Genomic DNA, 19,040 nt, shown 5'->3' with positions numbered 1-19,040 from the left:
TCCAAACCGAGCTCCATCCTAGGGCCAACTACCCTTAAGATGCCGCCACCTGCCGCTGGTCATGAGTGCATCCGGACCGAAAGCGGTCCAGCCGTGGTGGGAGCGACATCGGCGGGTGCTGATCGGCGCCGCCGCCCTGGGGCTGCTGGCTGTTGGCTGGTCAGTGCTGAAGCCAAAGCCTGAGCCGCCTCCCCAGGCTCCCCTCCGGCAGGATGTGACCGCCCTGGGTCGCCTGACCCCCGAGGGTGGTCTCGTGAATCTCGCCATCCCTTCAGGCAGTGTCGGCGGCAGCGAAGTGGTACAGCAGTGGTTTGCGCGGGAGGGTGAGCCGATCCGCAAAGGGGAGGTGCTGGTGCGGCTGAGCAGTTGGGATCAGCTCCAGGCGAGCCTCAGGCAGGCTGAGGCGAATCTGAATGCGGCCAGGGCGCTGTTGCCCAGTCTCAAGTTCAGTCAGTCCCGCGCCCGCGAGCTCTTTAATGACGGCGGAATATCCGAGCAGGAGCTTGGTGAAGTCCAGGCCAACGTGATCAGCAAGACGGCTGACATCAACACCGCCAAGGCCGCCCTCAGCCTTTCACGAACCCAGCTGGATACGGCGGAAGTTCGATCGCCGATGGATGGTCTGCTGATCCGGATTTACAGTTGGCCAGGCATGAAGGAAACCGATGACGGGCTCGCCCTGATCGGTCGGGCTGACCGCATGCAGGTGTGGGCTCAGGTTTTCCAGACAGACGTCAATCGACTCCGCATCGGACAGGCCGCCCAGGTCAAGGCGGAAACCGGAGGATTCAGCGGCACCATTCCGGCTCGGCTCGTCTCGATCATTCGCCAGGTTTCGGCCCGTGATCTGTTTGCCACCACCGGCAACAACGATGTCAATGCCCGGGTGGTGCTGGTGAAACTTGACCTCGACCCCGCCGACCGCGACCGGGTCAAGCGTCTCAGCGGGCTCAATGTGCTGGTGCGTTTCCCCGACTCATGAGCGACTCCCTGCCGTCGAGGAGCATCCGCACGGATCTGCCCCTGGCCTGGCTGCAGCTCAAGCGCCAACCGATCCGCTATCTGGTGGCCGTCACAGGCATTGGTTTTGCCGCACTGTTGATGTACATGCAGCTTGGCTTTCAGTCGGGTCTGCTCAACAGTGCCACCACCTTCTACGAGGCCATCGATGGCGACCTCATCCTGATCAGCCCCGGCACGCTCAACAGCGGCAGCTTCCAGCAGTTCCCCCAGTCCCTGCTTTACGACTCCCTCGGCGTCGAGGGAGTCAAACAGGTGATTCCCGTCTATGTGGCCAATGTCAATGCCCAACGGCTCGACGGCGTCAAACCCACCAGCCTGCGCCTGATCGGCTTCGATCCAGACAGCCGCCTGCTCAACATCGAGCCGGTGCTGGAACAGCAGGATCTGCTCAAAACCCCCAACTACGTGCTGTTCGACACCCGGGGCAACCGCAACACCGGTCCGATCACCCCGGCGGTCAAGGCCAACGGGACCCAGGAGATGCTGCTGTCGGACTTCTCCAAGACCTTCCGGATCGTGGGGCTGTTCAAGCTGGGCTCCACCTTTGCCGCCGACAGCAACCTGATCAGCAGCGACAGTACCGCCATCAACCTGGCTTTCCGCCAGATCAACCAAGGTGAAATCTCCCTGGGTGTGCTGCGTCTCCAGAATCCCGATCAGCTGCTGCCGGTGCAGGCCTTCCTCAAGGAGCGGCTGGGACGCGAGCTGAACGTGCTCACCAAACAGGAACTGATTACTCAGGAGCGCGAGTACTGGAACACCTCCTCCTCCTTCGGCATCATCTTTGGCTTCGGCACGATCATGGGCATCCTTGTCGGTGGCGTGGTGGTCTATCAGGTGCTCTACACCGACGTGACCGACCACCTCAAGGAATACGCCACCTTGAAGGCCATGGGCTTCAGCGATCTGTTTCTGCTGTTCATTGTGGTCCAGGAGGCCATCATCCTGGCGGTGTCGGCCTTTATCCCGGCCACGATTGTCAGCACCGGCATGTATGCCTTCCTCACCTCCGCCTCTGGTATCCGCATTGAAATGACCCCCGACAAGACCCTGCTGGTCGGCTCGCTCACGCTTGGGGTGTGCGCGGCTTCGGCAGCTATCGCTATCCGCAAGCTCGCGGATGCAGACCCGGCTTCGGTGTTCTGAATCGATGGGAGATTCCGTGGGCAGCTCTGTGATCGTGACCAGCGCCTTGCGCCACAGTTATGGCGAAGGCGAACTGCGCAGCCAGATCCTGCATGGCCTTGATTTTGAGGTGAAAGCCGGCGAGATCACCCTGTTGGTGGGGCCTTCCGGCAGCGGCAAGAGCACCCTGCTCACCCTGGTCGGAGCGTTGCGCTCGGTGCAGGAGGGATCCCTGCAGGTGCTGGGCCAGGAGCTGCAGGGGGCCAGCGAACCGGCCCTGAAGGCGGTGCGGCGCCGGATCGGGTTCATCTTTCAGAGCCACAACCTTGTCGCCTCACTCACCGTGCTTCAGAACGTGCAGCTGGTGCTGCAGCTGAGCGAGCGCAACGGACGCCGCCGCGAAGAACGGGCGATCGAGCTGCTCGAAGCGGTGGGACTCGGGCACCGGCTGCACCACTATCCCGACGAACTCTCTGGAGGGCAGCGCCAACGGGTGGCGATTGCCCGCGCCTTGGCGCCGGAACCGGAACTGATCCTGGCGGACGAGCCGACGGCCTCCCTCGACAGCCAGTCCGGCCGCGATGTGGTGGAACTGCTGGGGTCGCTGTGCCGGCGACGGCAGAGCGCCGTGCTGCTGGTGACCCATGATCTGCGCCTGCTCAACGACGCCGACAGAATCTGGCGGATCGAGGACGGACGGGTTTATCCATGGCAACCGGAGCAGGCGGCATGAGCGACAGTCCCTATCCAGCGGCCTGGCAGGCCGAGTGGCAGTGGCAGGGTCAGCCTGTGAGTTACGTGGTCTGCCGGTCCAGCGATCCTGATCAGGCCGTGGATGATTCTCCGGCTGGGGGAGCCCGGGATCGCCCGGCGGTGGTGCTGGTGCATGGCTTCGGCGCCTGCAAGGAGCACTGGCGCCACAACCTGGCTGCCCTGGCCATTCATCATGACGTCTACGCCATCGATCTGCTCGGTTTCGGCAGCAGTGGCAAGCCGAGCTCCCGTCTCGCTGAGGAACCCCCCGAGGCCGGCGATTGCGTCTACGGCATCGAGCTCTGGGCGCAGCAGGTGTCCGCCTTCATCCGCGAGGTGGTGCGCGCTCCCGTCACCCTGGTGGGCAACTCGATAGGCGGCGTGGTGGCCCTGCGCTGCGCCTCCCTGCTGGAGCAGGACGGGTGTCCAGCCCGCCAGGTGCTGCTGGTCGACTGCGCCCAGCGTGCCCTGGATGACAAGCGTCTGGCGGATCAGCCGCCCCTGCGCCGCTATGGGCGTCCGCTGCTCAAGAGCCTGGTGCGGCAACGCTGGCTGACCCGCTGGCTGTTTCGGCAACTCAGCCGCGCCGGCGTGATCCGCAAGGTGCTGGAGCAGGCCTATCCCAGCGGTGCCAACATCGACGACCAGCTGGTGGCGGTGCTGCTGGGCCCCACCCAGCAGCGCGGCGCAGACGAGGCCTTTCGCGGTTTCATCAACCTGTTCAACGATCACCTCGCGCCGGATCTGCTCGCGACCTTGTCCACCCCCGTGCGGATGGTGTGGGGCGAGGCCGATCCCTGGGAACCGGTCGCCGAAGCCCGGCGCTGGGAGCAGTTCGCCTGCGTCAAGGACCTGCATGTGCTCCCCGGCCTGGGCCATTGCCCCCACGATGAGGCTCCCGAACAGGTCAATCCACTGCTGCTGCAGGCTCTCTCCCAGGAGGCGGCATGAATCGGCGTGCCCTGCTGATTCTCTGCCTGATCGTGGCCGTCGATACCGGCTCCTTCGGCCTGCTGGCACCGGTGTTGCCCTTCCTGGTGGCCAAGCTCACCGGCAGCCTCAATGCCATCACCGTGACCCAGGTCACCGCGCTCTATGCGGGTTGTCAGCTGGTGGGGGCGCCTCTGATCGGTCGCGCCTCCGATCGCTACGGCCGCAAGCCGCTGATGGCGGCCTCGATCGGCGTGGGGAGCCTGGCTCTACTGGGGTCGGGATTCTCCCCGTCTCTGGCCCTGCTGATGCTGTTCCAGGCGATCAAGGGCGGCAGCGCCGCCGTGTTCGCCCTGGCCCAGGCGATGGTGGCCGACCGGAATGAGACGCCCCAGGCCCGAACGGTCAGTTTCGGTGCGCTCGGTGCGGCCCTGGGCATGGGGTTTGTGTTCGGCCCTGCCCTTGGTGGACTGATCGGTTCCTTCAACCCACGGGCGCCCTTCCTGGTGGCGGCCGTCCTCACCCTGATCAATCTGGTGCTGGTGCTGCGCTTCCTGCCGGAAACCCAGGCGGCATTCGGGACGGAGAGCGAGGCGCAAACGGCTCCGCTGCGTCAGCCGTTGCGCTGGTGGAGCCGCGAATCCGCCGAGCTGCGCACCATGCTGCTGGTGTACTTCCTCTTCTATCTGGGCTTTTCCTCGTTCACCGGCATCTTTGTGGTCGATGCCCGGTTGCGCTTCGACTGGGGACCGCAGGCCTCAGGCCTGTTGCTCTGCTTCGTGGGCGTGATCGCAGCTGTGGTGCAGGGCGGCCTGCTGCCCCGTCTGCTGCGGCTCTACCCCGCGCGGCGGCTGGCTGAGCTGGGGCTGATCCTGGTGGCCGTGGCCCTGATGGGGGTGTCGGCGATTCGCGAAGGTCACTGGCTCTACCTGACCCAGTTGTTCTTCGCCACCGGCGTGGGCCTCAGCACTCCAGGACTTCGTACCCTGCTCTCCACGGCGGTGGATGAGAGCCAGCAGGGTCTGCTCGGCGGCATCACCCAATCCTGCGTCAGCCTCACCAGTTTGCTGGGGCCCTTGGCGGCCGGCCGGCTGTACAACGATGCCGGCTACAGCCTCACGTTTCATCTACAGGCGGCCGTAGTGTTCGCTGCCGCAGCCTTGCTGATCGTCACCAAGTCACGCGCCCGGCCAATCCAGTTTCAGCCCACAAACACACCCTCGCCGTAGCCGATCAGTTCGATCTGGTGCCCATCGGGATCGCTCACAAAGATCGAGCGGCACCGGGGCCCATAAAAAAACGATGACACTGCCAGCCCCTTGTCGCGCAGCTGCTGCTCGATCGACTCCATCCGGTCGAAGGGAATCCGGAAGGCGAGATGCCGCATGGCCAGCACGTCATGGCCCGGCACCGGCTGGGTGCTGCCTGGATCCGGCGGAAACAGGTTGAGATACGACTCCCCCACCACCCGCAGAATGAACGGAGGCCCCACCTTGAGCCCTTCCATGTGGGCCTCACGGAAGCCGAACATCTCTTGATACCAGCACATCGACCGCGCCGGATCAGAGACGGTGAGCGCCACATGATCGAAGGCTTCGATGGCGATCACAGGATCGTCAGCCGGGATATCGCCAGTCGCTGGATCGCCAGAGGAATCAGCCATCACCGATTGCGTGCGTCAGTCGAGGATGAGGTTAGCTTCGCGCTTGGCCCGCAACAACTTGCGCAACGCAAGAGTCAGAGAATCACTGGCCAGCAACAGATCCTCGCGCCCATCGAGATCGGGCTCGAAGGGTTGCATCGATTCCAGAATCAACTTGTCTTCCCCCAGAAAACGCTTGACCCGCTTGAGGGCATTGCCGTCCGCCAGCGGGCTCTTGAGGAAGGAGCGGAAATGGCGCCAGAGCAGGTGGGAGCGACCATCGCCGAGCGGCACCGGCACCAGGCAGAGGTAAATCATGAAGTCGCGGAATTCCACCCGGATCAGCAGCAGATTCGCCATCCAGAGGTGAAGATGCTGAACCCCCGATGGGTTGGATTCGCCCTCCTGGTTGCGCAGGGATCCCCAGAGCCGCAGGAAGGGATTGCTGGCCTGATCGGAGCGGTAGTTCTGATCGCGGGGCGTATCGATCAGGGCGTAGAGGCTGTCCCCAGCCACGATCTCCTCACTGGTGTAGAGCTCATTCGCCGCGGCGCCACCGAAAGTGCTCTTGTGCACGTAGGGCACATGGGTGAGATCCAGGAAACCCTCCAGAATCCTCACCCAATGGGCTGTCCACACCGCTTCGCCCTCCAGTTGGCGCCAGCCGGAGTCGCCGGTCTCCGGCACATGGCTCACCGCAGGCAGTGGTGGTGGCTCAGGCGCATGATGAGCACCCTGGGGGTCCCACCAGAGCCACAGAAAACCATGGGCCTCTTGGCAGGGCATCATGCGGATTCTGGCCCGCTTCGGAATTGCCACACCGGGCTTATTGGCGGGGATCTCCAGACAATGCCCGGCCGGATCAAACGTCCAGCCGTGATAGCCGCAACGCAGCTGGTTGTCCACCACGCAGCCACGGCTGAGGGCAGCCCCTTTGTGGGGGCAGCGGTCTTCGGCGGCGAGCAGCCCGCCGTCACTCCCCCGCCAGATCACGATGGGGCAGCCGTGCAAGGTGATCCCGATCGGGTCCTGCGGCCCCAGCGACGATGCCAGGGCAACGGCGTACCAGGTCTGGGTGAGGTTCATGGGAGGAAAGGCCGGAACAAATGGAATGGGTGGCAGAACCAGAGACGTTCAGCCGAAGTGCGTCTTCCAGCGCTGCGTCTCCTGATGCCAGAGCAACCAGCCACGCTCCTGCAGGGCGTGGATCAAGGCGGTGGCGTCAGGGCTGTCGGGCTCGATCTGCCAGTCGCTGCGAAGCAGATCATCGAGATCTTCGGGGGGCAGCCCGCGGCGCAGACCGGCCTTGAGCAGACGCCGCAGCGCCGGTGGATCCAGACTCACCAACAGTCCCATCGACAGGACCGTGCGGGGCCAGGGCGTGGTGTCAAAGGATGTCATCGATCAGTTGCTGGGCCAGCGCTTCCACCCCCTTGCTCCAGGGGTGATCACCCACCTCAAGGAGGGCTAGGCCCCCACTGGCGAGATCCAGCAACTCATCGCTCAAGGGCAACACGGCACCGAGAGGAATTCCATAGCTCTGCTGGACACGGTTGCGGACCTGTTCGGCATCAAAGTGACGGGGCAATTTGTTCACCACCAGCCTGGCATTCGGCACCTCAAGCCGCTGGGCCACTTCCAGGGCCACGGCAGTGCCGAGATAATCCTGACTATCGGGCCGCATCACCATCACCAGGCAATCAGAGATGGCTGTGGTGAGCAGAGTTTCTTCGTTGATTCCCGGATGCGTATCTACGATCACAGCATCGAGATCTTTCAATTCAGCAATTTCAAAAATCGCATCATTCAGCGCCTCCACCGAATAGCCCTCTCGCAGCAGGCGAGCAATCCGGTCGCTGTCCATCGATGCCGGCAGCAGAAATATATGACCGCCCTTGCGTTTGACTTCGTCCGGTGTCACCTCATGACAGCAGGCCTCGATCGGCGCCGAACCCTGGAGGTGATCGTTCAACGTGGCGTCATCCGGCCCCGGCGTGAACTGAAACAGAACATGCACGCCTGGTGAGGCGAGGTCAGTATCCACCACAGCCACCCGCCGCCCCGTCATGGCAAGCGCTGTGGCCAGATTGGCGGAAAGATTGGACTTGCCAGTGCCTCCCCGAAAGGAATGGACACAGAGAATCTTGGTCATCGCAGTGGGCGAGCAGCCTGGCAGCCCGGCAACCCTACGATTGAACTGGACTGGAGTCCACAGGCCGACTCCAGGGATCGCGGTGACGCGGCCTGTTTACGGCTCTCAGGTTGTCGCGCTCAGGTCGCGGCGCTCAAGTTGCCGTACCGAAGGAGTCCCGCCGCTTGCGCATGGCACGGGCCCGTTCACTGAGGGCATCAAAGGAGGGATTGGCCAGAATGGAGCCCACCTGTCCTTGCAAGACCACCGGATTGATGTCGATCTCCAGTTCACGGATCTGCTGACGCAGCTGATTTTCTCTCCGTTCCACCGCCGTGGACATCCGCTTGAATGCCTTGACGATGGGCCCAATCGCGGAATCGGTCTCGGATTCGGGCGGCAGTGAATCGATATAACGAGCCGCCTCGTCCAGCTCCTGTGCCAGTTGCGACTGGCTGTCGAGAAGGGCCTGATAGATCTGGGTCTCTTGATCACGCAGAAACTTCTTCTCCAGGCAGGCTCCAATCCGTGCTCGCAGAATCGTTGGATTGAATGGCTTCGGTAGATACTCGTCTGCACCGACTTCGATGCAGCGGGCCACACTGGAGATCTCATCGATCGCGCTGATCATAATCACAGGGATATGACGTAGCCCTTCGTCTTGCTTTAGTTCAGCCAGGACGGTATAGCCGTCGATTCCTGGCATCATCACATCCAGCAGGATCAGATCAAAGCTGTTACGCCGCACCTTCTCCAGGGCCTGAGCGCCATCTTCTGCCATTGCCACGGTGTATCCCTCTCGGGTGAGGCGATCGCGCAGCAGGTCGCGGTTGAGGGCCTGATCATCGACCACCAGCAGATGACCACCACTTCGCGAACGGCTGGGTGCGGCCGGCACTCCCTTCAGGACCGACGTGGGTTGCGATGGTGACGTCTGTGTTGGCGTCTCGACTGAAGCCGCTACGGCTTTAACGACTGGATCCGCCTGAGGGGAGGATCCTGGTGTGAGGTGGACAACAATCAGCTCGAGCATGCCTTTTGCTGCCTGCTGAATCTTGCGCAGATCAGCCACGCTCTGCGGCTGGCTTGCCTCCAGCTCTTCCTCGAGAAGTTCGCTGTATCCGAGAATCTGATTGATCGGAGTGCGAAGATCGTGGCGCAGTTGCACGAAGCTGTCGTCTTGCCGGGGTTGGGTTTGCTCCATCATCGTGAATCTGATGCCTGGCCGAGCTGATCGAGCTGTGTCTGAATCTTGTCGAGCAGGCGAGCCAGATCGACCGGTTTGGTGTCGTAGTCGTTGCAGCCGGCAGCCAGACATTTCTCGCGATCGCCGGCCATGGCATGGGCGGTGAGCCCAATGATCGGGATCAGGCGGGTCCGTTCATCCGCCTTGAGCTGGCGGGTGGCCTCCCATCCGTCAATGACCGGCAGGCTCATGTCCATTAGGATCAGATCTGGTAACTCGGAGCGAGCAAGATCGACCGCTTCGCCACCATCAACAGCCAGAAGGATTTCGTAGCCTTTGCGGATCAGGCGGCGCGACAACATGTCGCGGTTCATTTCATTGTCTTCAACCAGGAGTAGACGTGTCATGGCCTGGAATAGATGGTAAGGGTCGTAGCGGAATTGTTCAAGACTTAGACGCGATCAGGGAATCGATCTGACTGACCAGTGTAGATCGGTTGAAAGAGCCTTTTGCGATCACTGTCTGGACGCGACCATTGAGTCTGAGCTGATCCTCCGGCGACAGGGACTTTGCGGAAAGCACGATAATTGGGATCGACTCGGCGCCTGGGTTGTTCTGCAGCAACTCCACAAACTCAAGGCCGTCCATTTCAGGCATCATCAGGTCCAGCAGAATCAATGCAGGTCTGGCTTTCGAGACGGCCTCCAGGGCTTCACGGCCATTGGCCGCCAGGTCAACGCGCCAACCTTCCCTGGCGAGCATGCGCCGCAACATGTCTGATTGAGAGGGATCGTCTTCGACGACCAGGATATGACCCGATGGATCGGCTGGGATGATGCGATCAAGCAGTTGGTCAAGCTTGGACCAATCCACTGGCTTGGCCAGGCACTCGGTGGCTCCCATGGCAAATCCGAGCTCTTTATTGTCCATCATGGTCATCATCACCACTGGAATCAGGCAGAGCTCAGGATCAGACTTCAGCTCTGCCAGCACACTCCAACCATCCAGACCTGGCATCATCACATCCAAGGTGATGACATCCGGGCGCTGCCGGCGGGCTGCTGCCAAGCCCGCCTCGCCATTCGTGACGGTTTCGACCTCAAAGCCTTCGCGATGCAGAAAGCGAGCCAGCAACTCCACGGCGGTGGGATCGTCGTCAATCACCAGAACCCTGGCTCTCGCGGCCACTGGTGGGGCCGGATCCCGCAGCACAGGGGCTGGAGGGGCGGCAGGCTCCGCTTCCAACTCACACACTTGGCGCGGCAGGTCAATCGTGAATGTGCTGCCTTGACCCGGCTGGCTGGTCACGAGAATGTCGCCACCCATCATCTGGCAAAAGCGCCGACTGATCGCCAGTCCCAGACCAGTGCCTCCATATTTCCGCGTGGTGCTGCTGTCAGCCTGGCTGAAGCTCTGGAACAGCTTGCCGATCTGGGCCTCGCTCATGCCAATGCCACTGTCTTGGATGGAGATGAGAATCCGTTCGCCGGTTTTTGCGTCAGCATGAGCGCCCTTTTGTGCCGTGTCTGCCTCTGGTTCGGCATCAGGCGACTCAGATTCAGCAACGGTTGAAGCACGGATTGTGATCAGACCTTGCTCTGTGAATTTGCTGGCATTGCTGAGCAGGTTCAGCAATGCCTGACGCAGCTTGGTCTGATCTGCATAAATCAAGCCAAGGTTGCCAGGGCTATGGACGATAATCCGATTCCGGTTCTTGGTTAGTAAGGGCTGAACGGTTGCGACTGCCTCTGCGATCAACTCGGCCGGAGAGAAGTTTTCAAGATATAGGGTCATCTTGCCTGCTTCGATCTTGGAAAGATCGAGGATGTCGTTGATCAGGCCTAGTAAGTGCTTGCCGGCAGAATGAATCTTTTCCAGGTCCGGCACCATCTCAGCCGGCTCCATCTCTTCTGATTCTTCGATCAGCATTTCGCTGTAGCCGATAATCGCATTCATCGGCGTGCGCAACTCATGGCTCATGTTGGCCAGGAACGCACTCTTGATCTGGCTTGCCGACTCCGCCTCGAGCTTCGCCGCCTCAGCTGCCTGCTTTTGCTCCTCGGCCTCCAGTCTGGCCACTTCGCGCGAGATCAGGGCCCGTGAAAGTTTCTGGGAAAACCACCAGGACGCGATCAGAACAGCCACGATGATCGCGCCAAGAAAGCCAAACACGCCCCAGACCAACTGCACACTGAGGCGATCAACATCAGGCAGATAGGTTGCCGAGACAATCTTGAGTCCCCATGGGGCGTAATCATCCCGTCGCACGCGATAGGATCTCACGCGCGACTCCGCGCTATTGGGAAGATTATCGATCGCTTCCATCACATCAGTGACTTCCTGTTTTGATACATTCCCGGAGTAAAAACGTTCTTTGCCTTGACGATCCAGGATGGCCACGAATCCGTGGTTCATGATGCGTGATGACCCCACCAGCTCCTTGAGCACGCTGACGGTCTGCACCCGGAATCCCGTGTACCAGGCACCAATCACCCGATCTTGAAATGGGTTGTCTTTCGAATCGCCGACCGCAAAGATGGGCTCGTAGGCAGTGAAATAGGGCTCGCCGAGGATGTCTACGACCCCAAGGAAGGATTCTCCCCTGCGTAGTAATCGAATCACCCGACCGGAAGGGTCGAGCAGAGTCCCCACGGCCCGCTGACCATCCGATTGGCGCACGTTGGTGCTGACCCGTACGAAATTGTCGCCACTCACGACAAACAGAGTCGCCGTCCCACCCATGCGACGCACCACCCCGTCCACCACGGCATCGCGGCCGGTCATGGAAGTGTCGCCAAAGCGAAGATCGGCAACGGTGCGGCCCGCCAATGGCACCGGCGGCCCCAGAGAAGGAGCGCCCAACTCCAGCGTGTCGGCCTTGAGAACCCGCAGGGCCGCGAGCACCAGCTCTCGGTAAATGCTGTCCATCACTTTCATCTGGCTGCGGACACTGCTCACCACAGCCATGGAGCGCTCCGCCGCGAATCCCTGAATGGTGCTGCGCAGCTGGGTCAGGCTGTAGACGCTGGCCCCCACCAACAGAGCCGATACGACGAGGAACCAGCCCACCGTCTGGCGGCGCACCTGACGCTCAATCGCCCGTGCATTGACAACCATGGACGAGATCAACGCGTGAACGCTGTCGTGATTGGTAATTCGATCCTAATCGGACGGGTTGTCAGGGCTTGCGCCTGAGAACATCCGGAAGACGCAGGTTCTCAAGCGGCGTACCGAGTTTGGCAATCAGATCTGGATCGGGGACATACTCAAGTCCACTGGCCCTGGAAAGGTTGACCAAGGCCAAATTGTAATCGGCTAGATCATTGACGTAGCCAATCACCGCCTGGGTGAGATCCTGCTGCGCTTGCACAACATCAGTGACCGTTCCATAGCCCGCATTGAAGCGCAGCGTCTGCAGGCGCAGAGCCTCATTGGAGGCCTTCACCCGCTCGGAGGAATAGATCACCACCTGCCGGCCGATCGTGGTCTGGGCATGGAAGGTTTCCACCTCTTTACGAACCTGGTTGATCGATGCTTGATAGGCAGCCTCTGCCGCTTTGGCCCTGCGGCGGGCGGCCTCGGCATTCATGCGGGCTTGCCCGCCATCAAATCCCGTAAACGTGAGCTGCAGCAGTGCCGAGGCATCCCAGAGATCGGAGCGGGCTCCCTGGGTCCAGGGAGGGCCCTGGCTGGTGAAGCCGGCAGCCTTGGTCCACAGCAGGCTGTTGATCAGCTGGATCGTGGGTCGATACACGGCCAGTTCGATCTGGGCCTGGGCCTCATTGATCTTCACATCCATCAGCTGCTGCTCGATCACCTTGCGGTATTGCAAAGCCGAGCTCTGGGTGTCCTCGAGACCATGGGGCCAGGCCCCAAGAGCCGTGAGCGGATCGGCGGGGGCGATGGCGGTTCCATTGGAAATGGCCAGAAGTTCCGCCAGGGCCGCCTGGGCCACGAACACATCCTGGCGGGATTGAGCGAGGTTGCGCTCATCCGCCTTGAGCACGGATTCCTGCTTGGCCAGGTCCACCTTGGTGGCCGATCCGAGGTTGAAGCGCGACTGGGTCAGGCCAAACAGCAGGCGGTCATTGTCAACAATCTGCTGGCCCGTCAGCACCTGGGCCACGGCCTGCTGCAGCTCGATGAAGGCCTGGGACGTCTGCAGGCGGTTGTCGCGGCGGGCGATCACGTAAGTGTCTGCGGCCTGACGCACCTGGTACTTGTTTTGCCAGATGGTGGGCGTGCGGGCCGGATCGAACAGGTTCCAGGTGAGATCGAACTGGGCAATCGCTTGGAAATAACTGCCGATGAAGGCCTTTTGATCACGGTACGGGCCGGGTGAAGGCACGCCTCCACTGAACGCGCCCGGGTAGTTGTAGTAGGAGCGTGCTCCGTAGGGGCCACCATTGATCGATTGGTTGATCACCGGCCACCAGGTGGCATAGGCGGCTCCGAGACTGTTCTGTGTGGCCACCAGTTCTTCGTAGGATTGACGCAGCACTGGATTTCTTTGGCTGGCCCACTCCAGGGCCTGGGGCAAGGTCAATCGGCCCAGTGCCTCCGGCGGTAAGGCTGCCTCAGTCGGGGCGGGCCGGGTCTGAGGCCAGCCCGCCCCGAGGCCTTCCACACTCGAATCAGAAGGCAAGGCCGCCGGCAGCGGTTCGGCCGCAAGGGGAAGGGCCGCCTGCAGGCCGATCAACAGGGGTGCCCATAGCCGGCCGTGACGTCCGGACAAACTGAACCGCGTCATCGAGCCTGGGCGATCACAAAGGAGAGCGGCAGATCCAGCAGCTTGCCCACCCGTGGAACATAGGCCCGCTTATTGAAGACATCGTAATCATGGCGTTCAATCACATCGAGGATGCCGCGATAGAGCCGTAGCGAAGCCCAGACCGGCCAGCGTGCATCAGGTGCCAGCCAGCGCACCCCCTCTTCGGAGCGGGCGAACCAGTCACGGGCACGCTGCAGTTGAAAGCGCATCAGGGCTCGCCAGTTCTCCGTCAGACGCCCTGCCATCAGTTCGGATTCGGAATAGCCAAACGTGTTCAGATCTTCCTGTGGTAAGTAGATGCGGCCCCGGCCGCGATCCTCTCCCACATCGCGGAGAATGTTGGTGAGTTGATTGGCAATCCCCAGGGCTACCGCTGCTTTGGATGTGTCGGGCCGCTCACTCCAGGGAGCCGTGGTGTAGGCCGAGTCCAGACCCATCACCTCCTGCGTCATCAGACCGACGGTTCCAGCGACCCGGTAACAGTAGAGCTCCAGATCATTAAAGGTGGCATAGCGATGCTGAAACAGATCCATCCGCTGCCCCTCAATCATGTCGAGATAGGGTTGCAGCGGCTGGGGATAGCGCTCCAGCGTGTCGGCCATCACTCGATCCAGGCTGTCCTGCACCTTCCCCGCGAACAGGGCGCGGGTGCGCTCTTCCCAGCGATCGAGCCGGTCTGACAGCTGGGCCACAGGCAGATCCTGGGCCTGGGGGCTGTCCATCAATTCATCGGTGCGGCGGCACCAGACGTATATCGCCCAGATCGCCCGCCGCTTGGCTGCGGGCATCAGCAGGGTGCCCAGATAGAAGGTCTTGGCCCATTGGGCGGTTTCCTGGCGGCACTGGTCGTAAGCCTCATCCAGGGATGGGAGCAAAGCAGAGGACGTGGCAGGGGTGGCGGCCAGCACGTTCAGACCGCCGTCAGGGTCGCCTGGGGGACAGGCTGGGCGGCTGAGGCCGGACCAAATTTGCGATCCACCGCTTCGGCGCAGAGCTTGCCGCTGAGCACCGCACCCTCCATGGAAGCCAGATAGCGCTGCATCGTGTAGTCGCCCGCCAGGAAAAAGTTGGCGATGGGTGAGTCCTGGCTCGGACGCAGTTTCTGGCAACCGGGAACGGTCTTGTAGACAGACAGGGGCGTCTTCACCACCTTCGACTTGCGCAGTTTGGCCTGGTCATCACCGCTGAAATGCTGCGGGAAGAGGCGTTTGAGTTCTTCGAGGGTGGCGGCAATGATGTCGTCGTCGCTGCGGCCGATCCAGTCTTTGGCTGGGGCGAACACCAGCTCCAGCATGGAGCGCTCTGGGTCTTCGTATTCGCGACAGGTGTTGCTCATGTCGGCATAGACGCTGAGCAGTGCACTGCGGCTGAACAGCAGGTGGTCGATGTCTGTGAGTTTGCGATCGAACCAGAGATGGATGTTGATCACCGGCACGCCGTTGAGACCGTCCAGCTTGCTGAAGTAGGGCAGTTCCTTCCAGGGCTCGGGCAGCAGCAGCTTCAGTGGATCCACCGGCAGGGCGCTCACATAGGCATCGGTCACCACCTGTTGGCCGTCCTTGCCCTTGAGGCCAGAGAGGCGGAAGCCGCTGACGCTGCCATCAGCGGCGAGCTCAATGGCCCGAAGGGGGGTGTTGAGATGCACTTCCCCGCCTCGGGCCGTGATGTAGTCCACGATCGGCTGACAGAGGCGCTGGGGAGGGTTGCCGTCGAGGAAAGCCATCTTGGAACCATCGCCTTCCTGGAGGAAGCGGTTGAGTGCGGTGAGAACGACGGTGCTGGAGATCTCATCAGGGTCAATGAAGTTCAGCGCCTTGCTCATGGCGATGAAAACTTCGTCGTTCACACGTTCTGGAATGTTGTGCAGTTGCAGCCACTCGGTCCAGGAGTATTGGTCACAGGCTTCGACGTAGTCCTGGCCGCGCAGAATTGCGGGAACCAGCCCCAGGCCGAAGGCAATTTTCTCTGGCCAGGAGAGCATGTCGTTGTTGCCCAGAATGGCCGCCACTCCGTTGAAGGGAGCCGGCAGGTCTGGAAAGTCGAAGCGGCTGTAGGTGCCGGGGACGTCCTTCTGGTTGAAGATCATCGAGTGGCTTTTCCACTGCAGCCGATCCTCGATGTCGAGTTCTGCGAACAGCTGCCGCATGTTGCGGTAAGCCCCGAAGAAAATATGCAGGCCGGTTTCGTACCAATCGCCATCCTCGTCCTGCCAGGCTGCCACCTTGCCGCCGAGCACATCACGTGCTTCGTAGACCACCGGCGTATGGCCGGCGTCACAGAGGTACTTGGCGCACGACAACCCGGCAAGACCTGCTCCGGCGATGGCGACGCGCATGAACCGACTCGAAAGTATGGGCAACCTTAAAGGGAGCCCCCAGGGGTCGCGACCCGGCAGCTTCCTCGCAGCCTTCCGGCGGCCAGCCCCTGGTGCTGCCCACCTCCTGGCGCTTCCCACCGCCGGAGTGCCCTGTCTGGCCCGGTTCCCGGTAGCGTTTGCCAACCCCGTTCGGCTCGCCTGAGCCCCAGCACCGCCAGCTGATGGTTGAGATCCTGCTGAAATGCACCACCCGTCACATCCGCCTGTTCACGGCCCGGGTGGAACACGGCGATCTGGTGTCCGACTCCGGGCATCTGACGCTGGATGTGGACCCCGATAACGAGTTTCTCTGGGACGACGCCAGCCTCACCCGGGTGCAGGACCAGTTCCGTGCCCTGGTGGAGCGTCATGCCGGTGACGACCTGACCGACTACACCCTGCGCCGCATCGGATCCGAGCTGGAAGGGTTGATCCAGCAGATGCTGCAGGCCGGAGCCATCCGCTACAACCCCCAGGCCCGCGTGCTCAATTACTCCATGGGCCTGCCCCGCAGTCCCGAAGCCCTGTGACCCGCTCCCGCGGCCGAGCTGCCTCCGACGATGGCTACAGCCGCCACGACGGCCGGCCCAGCGGCCGCGGCGACAGGGAGATGGCCTACGAAACCGGTCGCTATGACCGAGGCAGCAGCCGTTATGAGCGGGACGCCGGCAGACGGCCGACAACCGCTGGCTCCGGGGGGGGTGGTGGCAATCCGGGCGGGCGAGGCCCCGGCGGCGGTGGTTCGGGAGGGACTCCTGCCATCTCCCTGAACGTGCGCACGGTCGCCATCCTGGCGGGCGTGCTGGTGGTGGGCATCGGCATTGGCAGCGCCGTGACCAGCACCACCCAGGGCAACCAGGGGAACATCGCCAGCAGCCAGCAGCTCGACATGGCCGTACCCGACCCGGAATTCTGCAAGCAGTGGGGTGCCAGCGCCTTCGTGATGGACATCGAGCTGTACACCACGATGAACCCGAGCAGCAGCTTCGTGACCCAGCCGACGCTGCAGCCCGGTTGCGTGATCCGGCGGGAGAACTGGGCCGTTCTGCAGAAGGAGGGCGCCGTGACCGCCGAGCAGATGCGCCAGTGCAAGCAGCGCATGAACACCTTCGCCTACATCGGCTCCGTGCGTGACAAGCCAGTCGTGCGCTGCGTCTACCAGACCGACATCAGCGGCAACAAATTCCAGACCCGTGGGATTGCCGGTGCCGCAGACGATGCCGTCGGCGTGACCCCGGAAGCTGATCAGTTCTGAACCGGCTGCGTCTGGGCCAGGGGCTGGCGCAGGGGGCTGTCGGGGCTGGCGAACACCGGCAGCACTTCCTTGCGGAAGGCATCCGAAGCCCTTGAGCAATACCGGGCCGGGTGAGTGATCAGCTTCAGCTGGCGTCGCACCAGCAGATCGACCACCTGGGGCCGGTGCAGGCTGCCGGCCGCGAGTTCCCTCTCGATCGACACCACCGGCAGGAACGCGGCCCCCAGGCCGCTCTGCACGGCGTTCTTGATCGCCTCGAAGGAGTTGAGCTCCATCTCGATCTTGAGCCGGCCCACATCCAGGCCGGAACGGGCCAGCAGCTGGTCCACCATCTTGCGGGTGGTGGACTGGGCATCGAGGCAGACGAAACCGAGTCGGTAGAGGTCGTCCTTGGTGAGTTCCGGCAGGCGCGACAGCGGATGCTTCACCGGTAGCACCAGCGCCAGTTCATCGCTGGCGTAGGGAAGAACCTGCAGTAACTCGTTCAGTTCAGGCGGCAGCTCGCCGCCGATGATCGCCAGATCCACCTGGCCGTTGGCCACACTCCAACCGGTGCGGCGGGTGCTGTGCACCTGCAGCTGCACGGCCACGTCCGGGTATTTCTGCCGGAACAGGCCGATCATGCGCGGCATCAGGTAGGTGCCGGTCGTCTGGCTGGCGCCGACGATCAGGGATCCGCCCCGCAGGTTGTGGAGATCGTCGAGGGCGCGACAGGCCTCCTGGCACTGGCTGAGGATGCGGTCGCAGTAGCTCAGCAGCAGATGGCCCGCCTCGGTGAGCTGGGCCTTGCGTCCGCCCCGATCGAACAGCGACACATCCAGCTGCTTCTCCAGATTCTGGATCTGCAGGCTCACGGCAGGCTGGGTCACATAGAGGCTGTCGGCCGCTTTCTTGAAACTTCCCTCGCTGGCGATGGCCCGCAGGATGCGCAGCTGATCGAGGGTGAAGGGCAGATCAGCCATGGACGCGGCAGGCGTTTGGAGACAAGGCGGGAGCGCAATGAAAACGTTGGCGGGAGCGGCTTGCTGGGCGATTCAGCCTCGGTTGATCAAACTCTAGGTGGGCCGGCGGATGGCCAGAATCGTGCCCTTCGCAGTCGTCCTGCCCTTGCCTTCCCTGCTTGCCCCAGCCAGCCCCCACCACAGCAGCGTGGTGATGCTGGCCCTGCTCGTGGTGTTCGCCGTGCTGCACAGCGGTGGTGCCTCCCTGCGGGTGTGGGGGGTGGAGCGGATCGGCGAGCGGGCCTGGCGCCTGCTGTTCGCCGGCGTCAGTATCCCGGCGGCGGTGGTGGTGATCGGCTACTTCCTGGCCCACCGCTATGACGGCCTCCGCCTCTGGAATCTGCAGGAGCAGCCCTGGATCGTGCCGCTGGTCTGGGGCGGCACCGCCATCAGCTTCCTGTTCCTCTACCCGGCCACCTACAACCTGCTGGAGATCCCGGCGGTGCTGAAGCCCCAGGTGCGGCTTTACGCCACCGGCATCATCCGGGTCAGCCGCCATCCCCAGGCGGTGGGGCAGGTGCTCTGGTGTGCCACCCACCTGCTCTGGATCGGCAGCAGCTTCATGGTGGTGACCTGTACCGGCCTTATCGCCCATCACCTGTTCGCGATCTGGAATGGCGATCGGCGGCTGGCCCGCCGCTTCGGCGCCGCCTTTGAAGAGCTGCGGGACAGCACGTCGGTGTTGCCGTTCCGGGCGGTGCTGGACGGCCGCCAGCAGCTCGTCTGGGCCGAATTCCTTCGCCCGGCCCAACTGGGCATCGCCATTGCCATCGGCCTGTTCTGGTGGGCCCACCGCTTCATCGGCCTGGGCGCCATCACCTTCTCGCGCTCCGCCCTGGCCCATTGGCTGGGATGAGGCAAAGCGCC

General features: G+C 62.6%; 19 protein-coding genes. 8 read left to right on the top strand and 11 right to left on the bottom strand.

Translation table 11 applies throughout. The features are described 5' to 3' along the window. The first annotated feature begins 61 nt into the window (after positions 1-61). Genes KQ310_RS05935 through KQ310_RS05915 form a run of 5 tightly spaced genes read left to right on the top strand, consistent with a single transcriptional unit; the run spans position 62 to position 5,060 of the window. Positions 62-982, top strand: coding sequence for an HlyD family efflux transporter periplasmic adaptor subunit (locus tag KQ310_RS05935; protein WP_259720844.1), 921 nt, complete (start codon positions 62-64; stop codon positions 980-982). Then, on the top strand, positions 979-2,169 hold the full coding sequence (gene devC, locus KQ310_RS05930) for an ABC transporter permease DevC (protein ID WP_259720843.1): 1,191 nt from the start codon (positions 979-981) through the stop codon (positions 2,167-2,169). The genes KQ310_RS05935 and devC overlap by 4 nt, the downstream gene beginning before the upstream one ends. 4 nt (positions 2,170-2,173) lie before the next feature. Then, entirely contained in the window at positions 2,174-2,881 is a 708-nt protein-coding gene (locus KQ310_RS05925) for an ATP-binding cassette domain-containing protein (RefSeq protein ID WP_259720842.1), read from the top strand. Continuing rightward, positions 2,878-3,852 (top strand): alpha/beta fold hydrolase, encoded by a 975-nt coding sequence (locus tag KQ310_RS05920; RefSeq protein ID WP_259720841.1) that lies wholly within the window; start codon positions 2,878-2,880, stop codon positions 3,850-3,852. The genes KQ310_RS05925 and KQ310_RS05920 overlap by 4 nt, the downstream gene beginning before the upstream one ends. Next, the gene (locus KQ310_RS05915; protein ID WP_259720840.1) at positions 3,849-5,060 is read left to right on the top strand and encodes an MFS transporter; all 1,212 of its coding nucleotides are present in this window, start codon (positions 3,849-3,851) and stop codon (positions 5,058-5,060) included. Before KQ310_RS05920 ends, KQ310_RS05915 begins: the two co-directional genes overlap by 4 nt. Here KQ310_RS05915 and KQ310_RS05910 read toward each other — a convergent pair. The 10 genes from KQ310_RS05910 to pds all read right to left on the bottom strand — a co-directional run bounded on the left by KQ310_RS05910 (position 5,033) and on the right by pds (position 15,896). Continuing rightward, entirely contained in the window at positions 5,033-5,494 is a 462-nt protein-coding gene (locus KQ310_RS05910; protein ID WP_259720839.1) for a VOC family protein, read from the bottom strand. The genes KQ310_RS05915 and KQ310_RS05910 overlap by 28 nt on opposite strands. A gap of 15 nt (positions 5,495-5,509) precedes the next feature. Further along, positions 5,510-6,559, bottom strand: coding sequence for an aromatic ring-hydroxylating dioxygenase subunit alpha (locus tag KQ310_RS05905; RefSeq protein WP_259720838.1), 1,050 nt, complete (start codon positions 6,557-6,559; stop codon positions 5,510-5,512). Positions 6,560-6,607: 48 nt separating this feature from the next. Next, positions 6,608-6,874, bottom strand: a complete 267-nt coding sequence (locus KQ310_RS05900; RefSeq protein ID WP_259720837.1) for a hypothetical protein — start codon at positions 6,872-6,874, stop codon at positions 6,608-6,610. Further along, positions 6,861-7,625, bottom strand: a complete 765-nt coding sequence (locus KQ310_RS05895) for a MinD/ParA family protein (RefSeq protein ID WP_259720836.1) — start codon at positions 7,623-7,625, stop codon at positions 6,861-6,863. The genes KQ310_RS05900 and KQ310_RS05895 overlap by 14 nt, the downstream gene beginning before the upstream one ends. A gap of 133 nt (positions 7,626-7,758) precedes the next feature. Next, complete coding sequence (locus tag KQ310_RS05890) at positions 7,759-8,811, bottom strand: response regulator (RefSeq protein ID WP_259720835.1); 1,053 nt, start codon at positions 8,809-8,811, stop codon at positions 7,759-7,761. Beyond that, positions 8,808-9,197: a response regulator gene (locus KQ310_RS05885; protein WP_259720834.1), complete on the bottom strand. Its 390-nt coding sequence runs from the start codon at positions 9,195-9,197 to the stop codon at positions 8,808-8,810. Before KQ310_RS05885 ends, KQ310_RS05890 begins: the two co-directional genes overlap by 4 nt. Before the next feature lie 37 nt (positions 9,198-9,234). Further along, positions 9,235-11,907: a response regulator gene (locus tag KQ310_RS05880; protein WP_259720833.1), complete on the bottom strand. Its 2,673-nt coding sequence runs from the start codon at positions 11,905-11,907 to the stop codon at positions 9,235-9,237. A gap of 61 nt (positions 11,908-11,968) precedes the next feature. Further along, entirely contained in the window at positions 11,969-13,540 is a 1,572-nt protein-coding gene (locus KQ310_RS05875) for a TolC family protein (protein ID WP_259720832.1), read from the bottom strand. Beyond that, the gene (locus KQ310_RS05870) at positions 13,537-14,475 is read right to left on the bottom strand and encodes a phytoene synthase (protein ID WP_399237766.1); all 939 of its coding nucleotides are present in this window, start codon (positions 14,473-14,475) and stop codon (positions 13,537-13,539) included. The genes KQ310_RS05875 and KQ310_RS05870 overlap by 4 nt, the downstream gene beginning before the upstream one ends. Further along, the gene (pds, locus tag KQ310_RS05865) at positions 14,472-15,896 is read right to left on the bottom strand and encodes a 15-cis-phytoene desaturase (RefSeq protein ID WP_259720830.1); all 1,425 of its coding nucleotides are present in this window, start codon (positions 15,894-15,896) and stop codon (positions 14,472-14,474) included. Before pds ends, KQ310_RS05870 begins: the two co-directional genes overlap by 4 nt. Positions 15,897-16,099: 203 nt before the next feature. Here pds and ndhM point away from each other — a divergent pair, with 203 nt between their 5' ends. Beyond that, on the top strand, positions 16,100-16,447 hold the full coding sequence (gene ndhM / locus KQ310_RS05860) for an NAD(P)H-quinone oxidoreductase subunit M (protein ID WP_259720829.1): 348 nt from the start codon (positions 16,100-16,102) through the stop codon (positions 16,445-16,447). A gap of 80 nt (positions 16,448-16,527) precedes the next feature. Next, positions 16,528-17,172 (top strand): DUF3172 domain-containing protein, encoded by a 645-nt coding sequence (locus KQ310_RS05855; protein ID WP_399237764.1) that lies wholly within the window; start codon positions 16,528-16,530, stop codon positions 17,170-17,172. Here the strand turns inward: KQ310_RS05855 and KQ310_RS05850 are convergent. Beyond that, positions 17,163-18,134 carry a LysR family transcriptional regulator gene (locus tag KQ310_RS05850; protein ID WP_259720827.1) on the bottom strand — a complete coding sequence of 324 codons (972 nt, stop codon included), beginning with the start codon at positions 18,132-18,134 and terminating at the stop codon, positions 17,163-17,165. The two genes, KQ310_RS05855 and KQ310_RS05850, sit on opposite strands and share 10 nt — an antisense overlap. Positions 18,135-18,327: 193 nt before the next feature. On the opposite strand from KQ310_RS05850, the gene KQ310_RS05845 reads away from it, so the two are divergent. After that, the gene (locus KQ310_RS05845) at positions 18,328-19,029 is read left to right on the top strand and encodes an NnrU family protein (protein ID WP_259720867.1); all 702 of its coding nucleotides are present in this window, start codon (positions 18,328-18,330) and stop codon (positions 19,027-19,029) included. Positions 19,030-19,040: the final 11 nt, after the last annotated feature.

Origin of the sequence: Synechococcus sp. CS-1328 (genome assembly GCF_025128095.1) — a bacterium.
Lineage (GTDB): Bacteria > Cyanobacteriota > Cyanobacteriia > PCC-6307 > Cyanobiaceae > CBW1002.
This window is presented reverse-complemented; position numbering and strand designations above follow the sequence as displayed.

Bases quoted from the DNA above. Each gene is read 5' to 3' on its own strand.
- KQ310_RS05900 (WP_259720837.1), bottom strand. From the start codon at position 6,874: ATGACATCCTTTGACACCACGCCCTGGCCCCGCACGGTCCTGTCGATG.
- KQ310_RS05885 (WP_259720834.1), bottom strand. From the start codon at position 9,197: ATGACACGTCTACTCCTGGTTGAAGACAATGAAATGAACCGCGACATG.
- devC (WP_259720843.1), top strand. From the start codon at position 979: ATGAGCGACTCCCTGCCGTCGAGGAGCATCCGCACGGATCTGCCCCTG.
- KQ310_RS05880 (WP_259720833.1), bottom strand. From the start codon at position 11,907: ATGGTTGTCAATGCACGGGCGATTGAGCGTCAGGTGCGCCGCCAGACG.
- KQ310_RS05910 (WP_259720839.1), bottom strand. From the start codon at position 5,494: ATGGCTGATTCCTCTGGCGATCCAGCGACTGGCGATATCCCGGCTGAC.
- KQ310_RS05845 (WP_259720867.1), top strand. From the start codon at position 18,328: ATGCTGGCCCTGCTCGTGGTGTTCGCCGTGCTGCACAGCGGTGGTGCC.
- KQ310_RS05855 (WP_399237764.1), top strand. From the start codon at position 16,528: ATGGCCTACGAAACCGGTCGCTATGACCGAGGCAGCAGCCGTTATGAG.
- KQ310_RS05875 (WP_259720832.1), bottom strand. From the start codon at position 13,540: ATGACGCGGTTCAGTTTGTCCGGACGTCACGGCCGGCTATGGGCACCC.
- KQ310_RS05925 (WP_259720842.1), top strand. From the start codon at position 2,174: ATGGGAGATTCCGTGGGCAGCTCTGTGATCGTGACCAGCGCCTTGCGC.
- KQ310_RS05915 (WP_259720840.1), top strand. From the start codon at position 3,849: ATGAATCGGCGTGCCCTGCTGATTCTCTGCCTGATCGTGGCCGTCGAT.
- KQ310_RS05905 (WP_259720838.1), bottom strand. From the start codon at position 6,559: ATGAACCTCACCCAGACCTGGTACGCCGTTGCCCTGGCATCGTCGCTG.
- KQ310_RS05895 (WP_259720836.1), bottom strand. From the start codon at position 7,625: ATGACCAAGATTCTCTGTGTCCATTCCTTTCGGGGAGGCACTGGCAAG.
- ndhM (WP_259720829.1), top strand. From the start codon at position 16,100: ATGGTTGAGATCCTGCTGAAATGCACCACCCGTCACATCCGCCTGTTC.
- KQ310_RS05935 (WP_259720844.1), top strand. From the start codon at position 62: ATGAGTGCATCCGGACCGAAAGCGGTCCAGCCGTGGTGGGAGCGACAT.
- pds (WP_259720830.1), bottom strand. From the start codon at position 15,896: ATGCGCGTCGCCATCGCCGGAGCAGGTCTTGCCGGGTTGTCGTGCGCC.
- KQ310_RS05890 (WP_259720835.1), bottom strand. From the start codon at position 8,811: ATGATGGAGCAAACCCAACCCCGGCAAGACGACAGCTTCGTGCAACTG.
- KQ310_RS05850 (WP_259720827.1), bottom strand. From the start codon at position 18,134: ATGGCTGATCTGCCCTTCACCCTCGATCAGCTGCGCATCCTGCGGGCC.
- KQ310_RS05920 (WP_259720841.1), top strand. From the start codon at position 2,878: ATGAGCGACAGTCCCTATCCAGCGGCCTGGCAGGCCGAGTGGCAGTGG.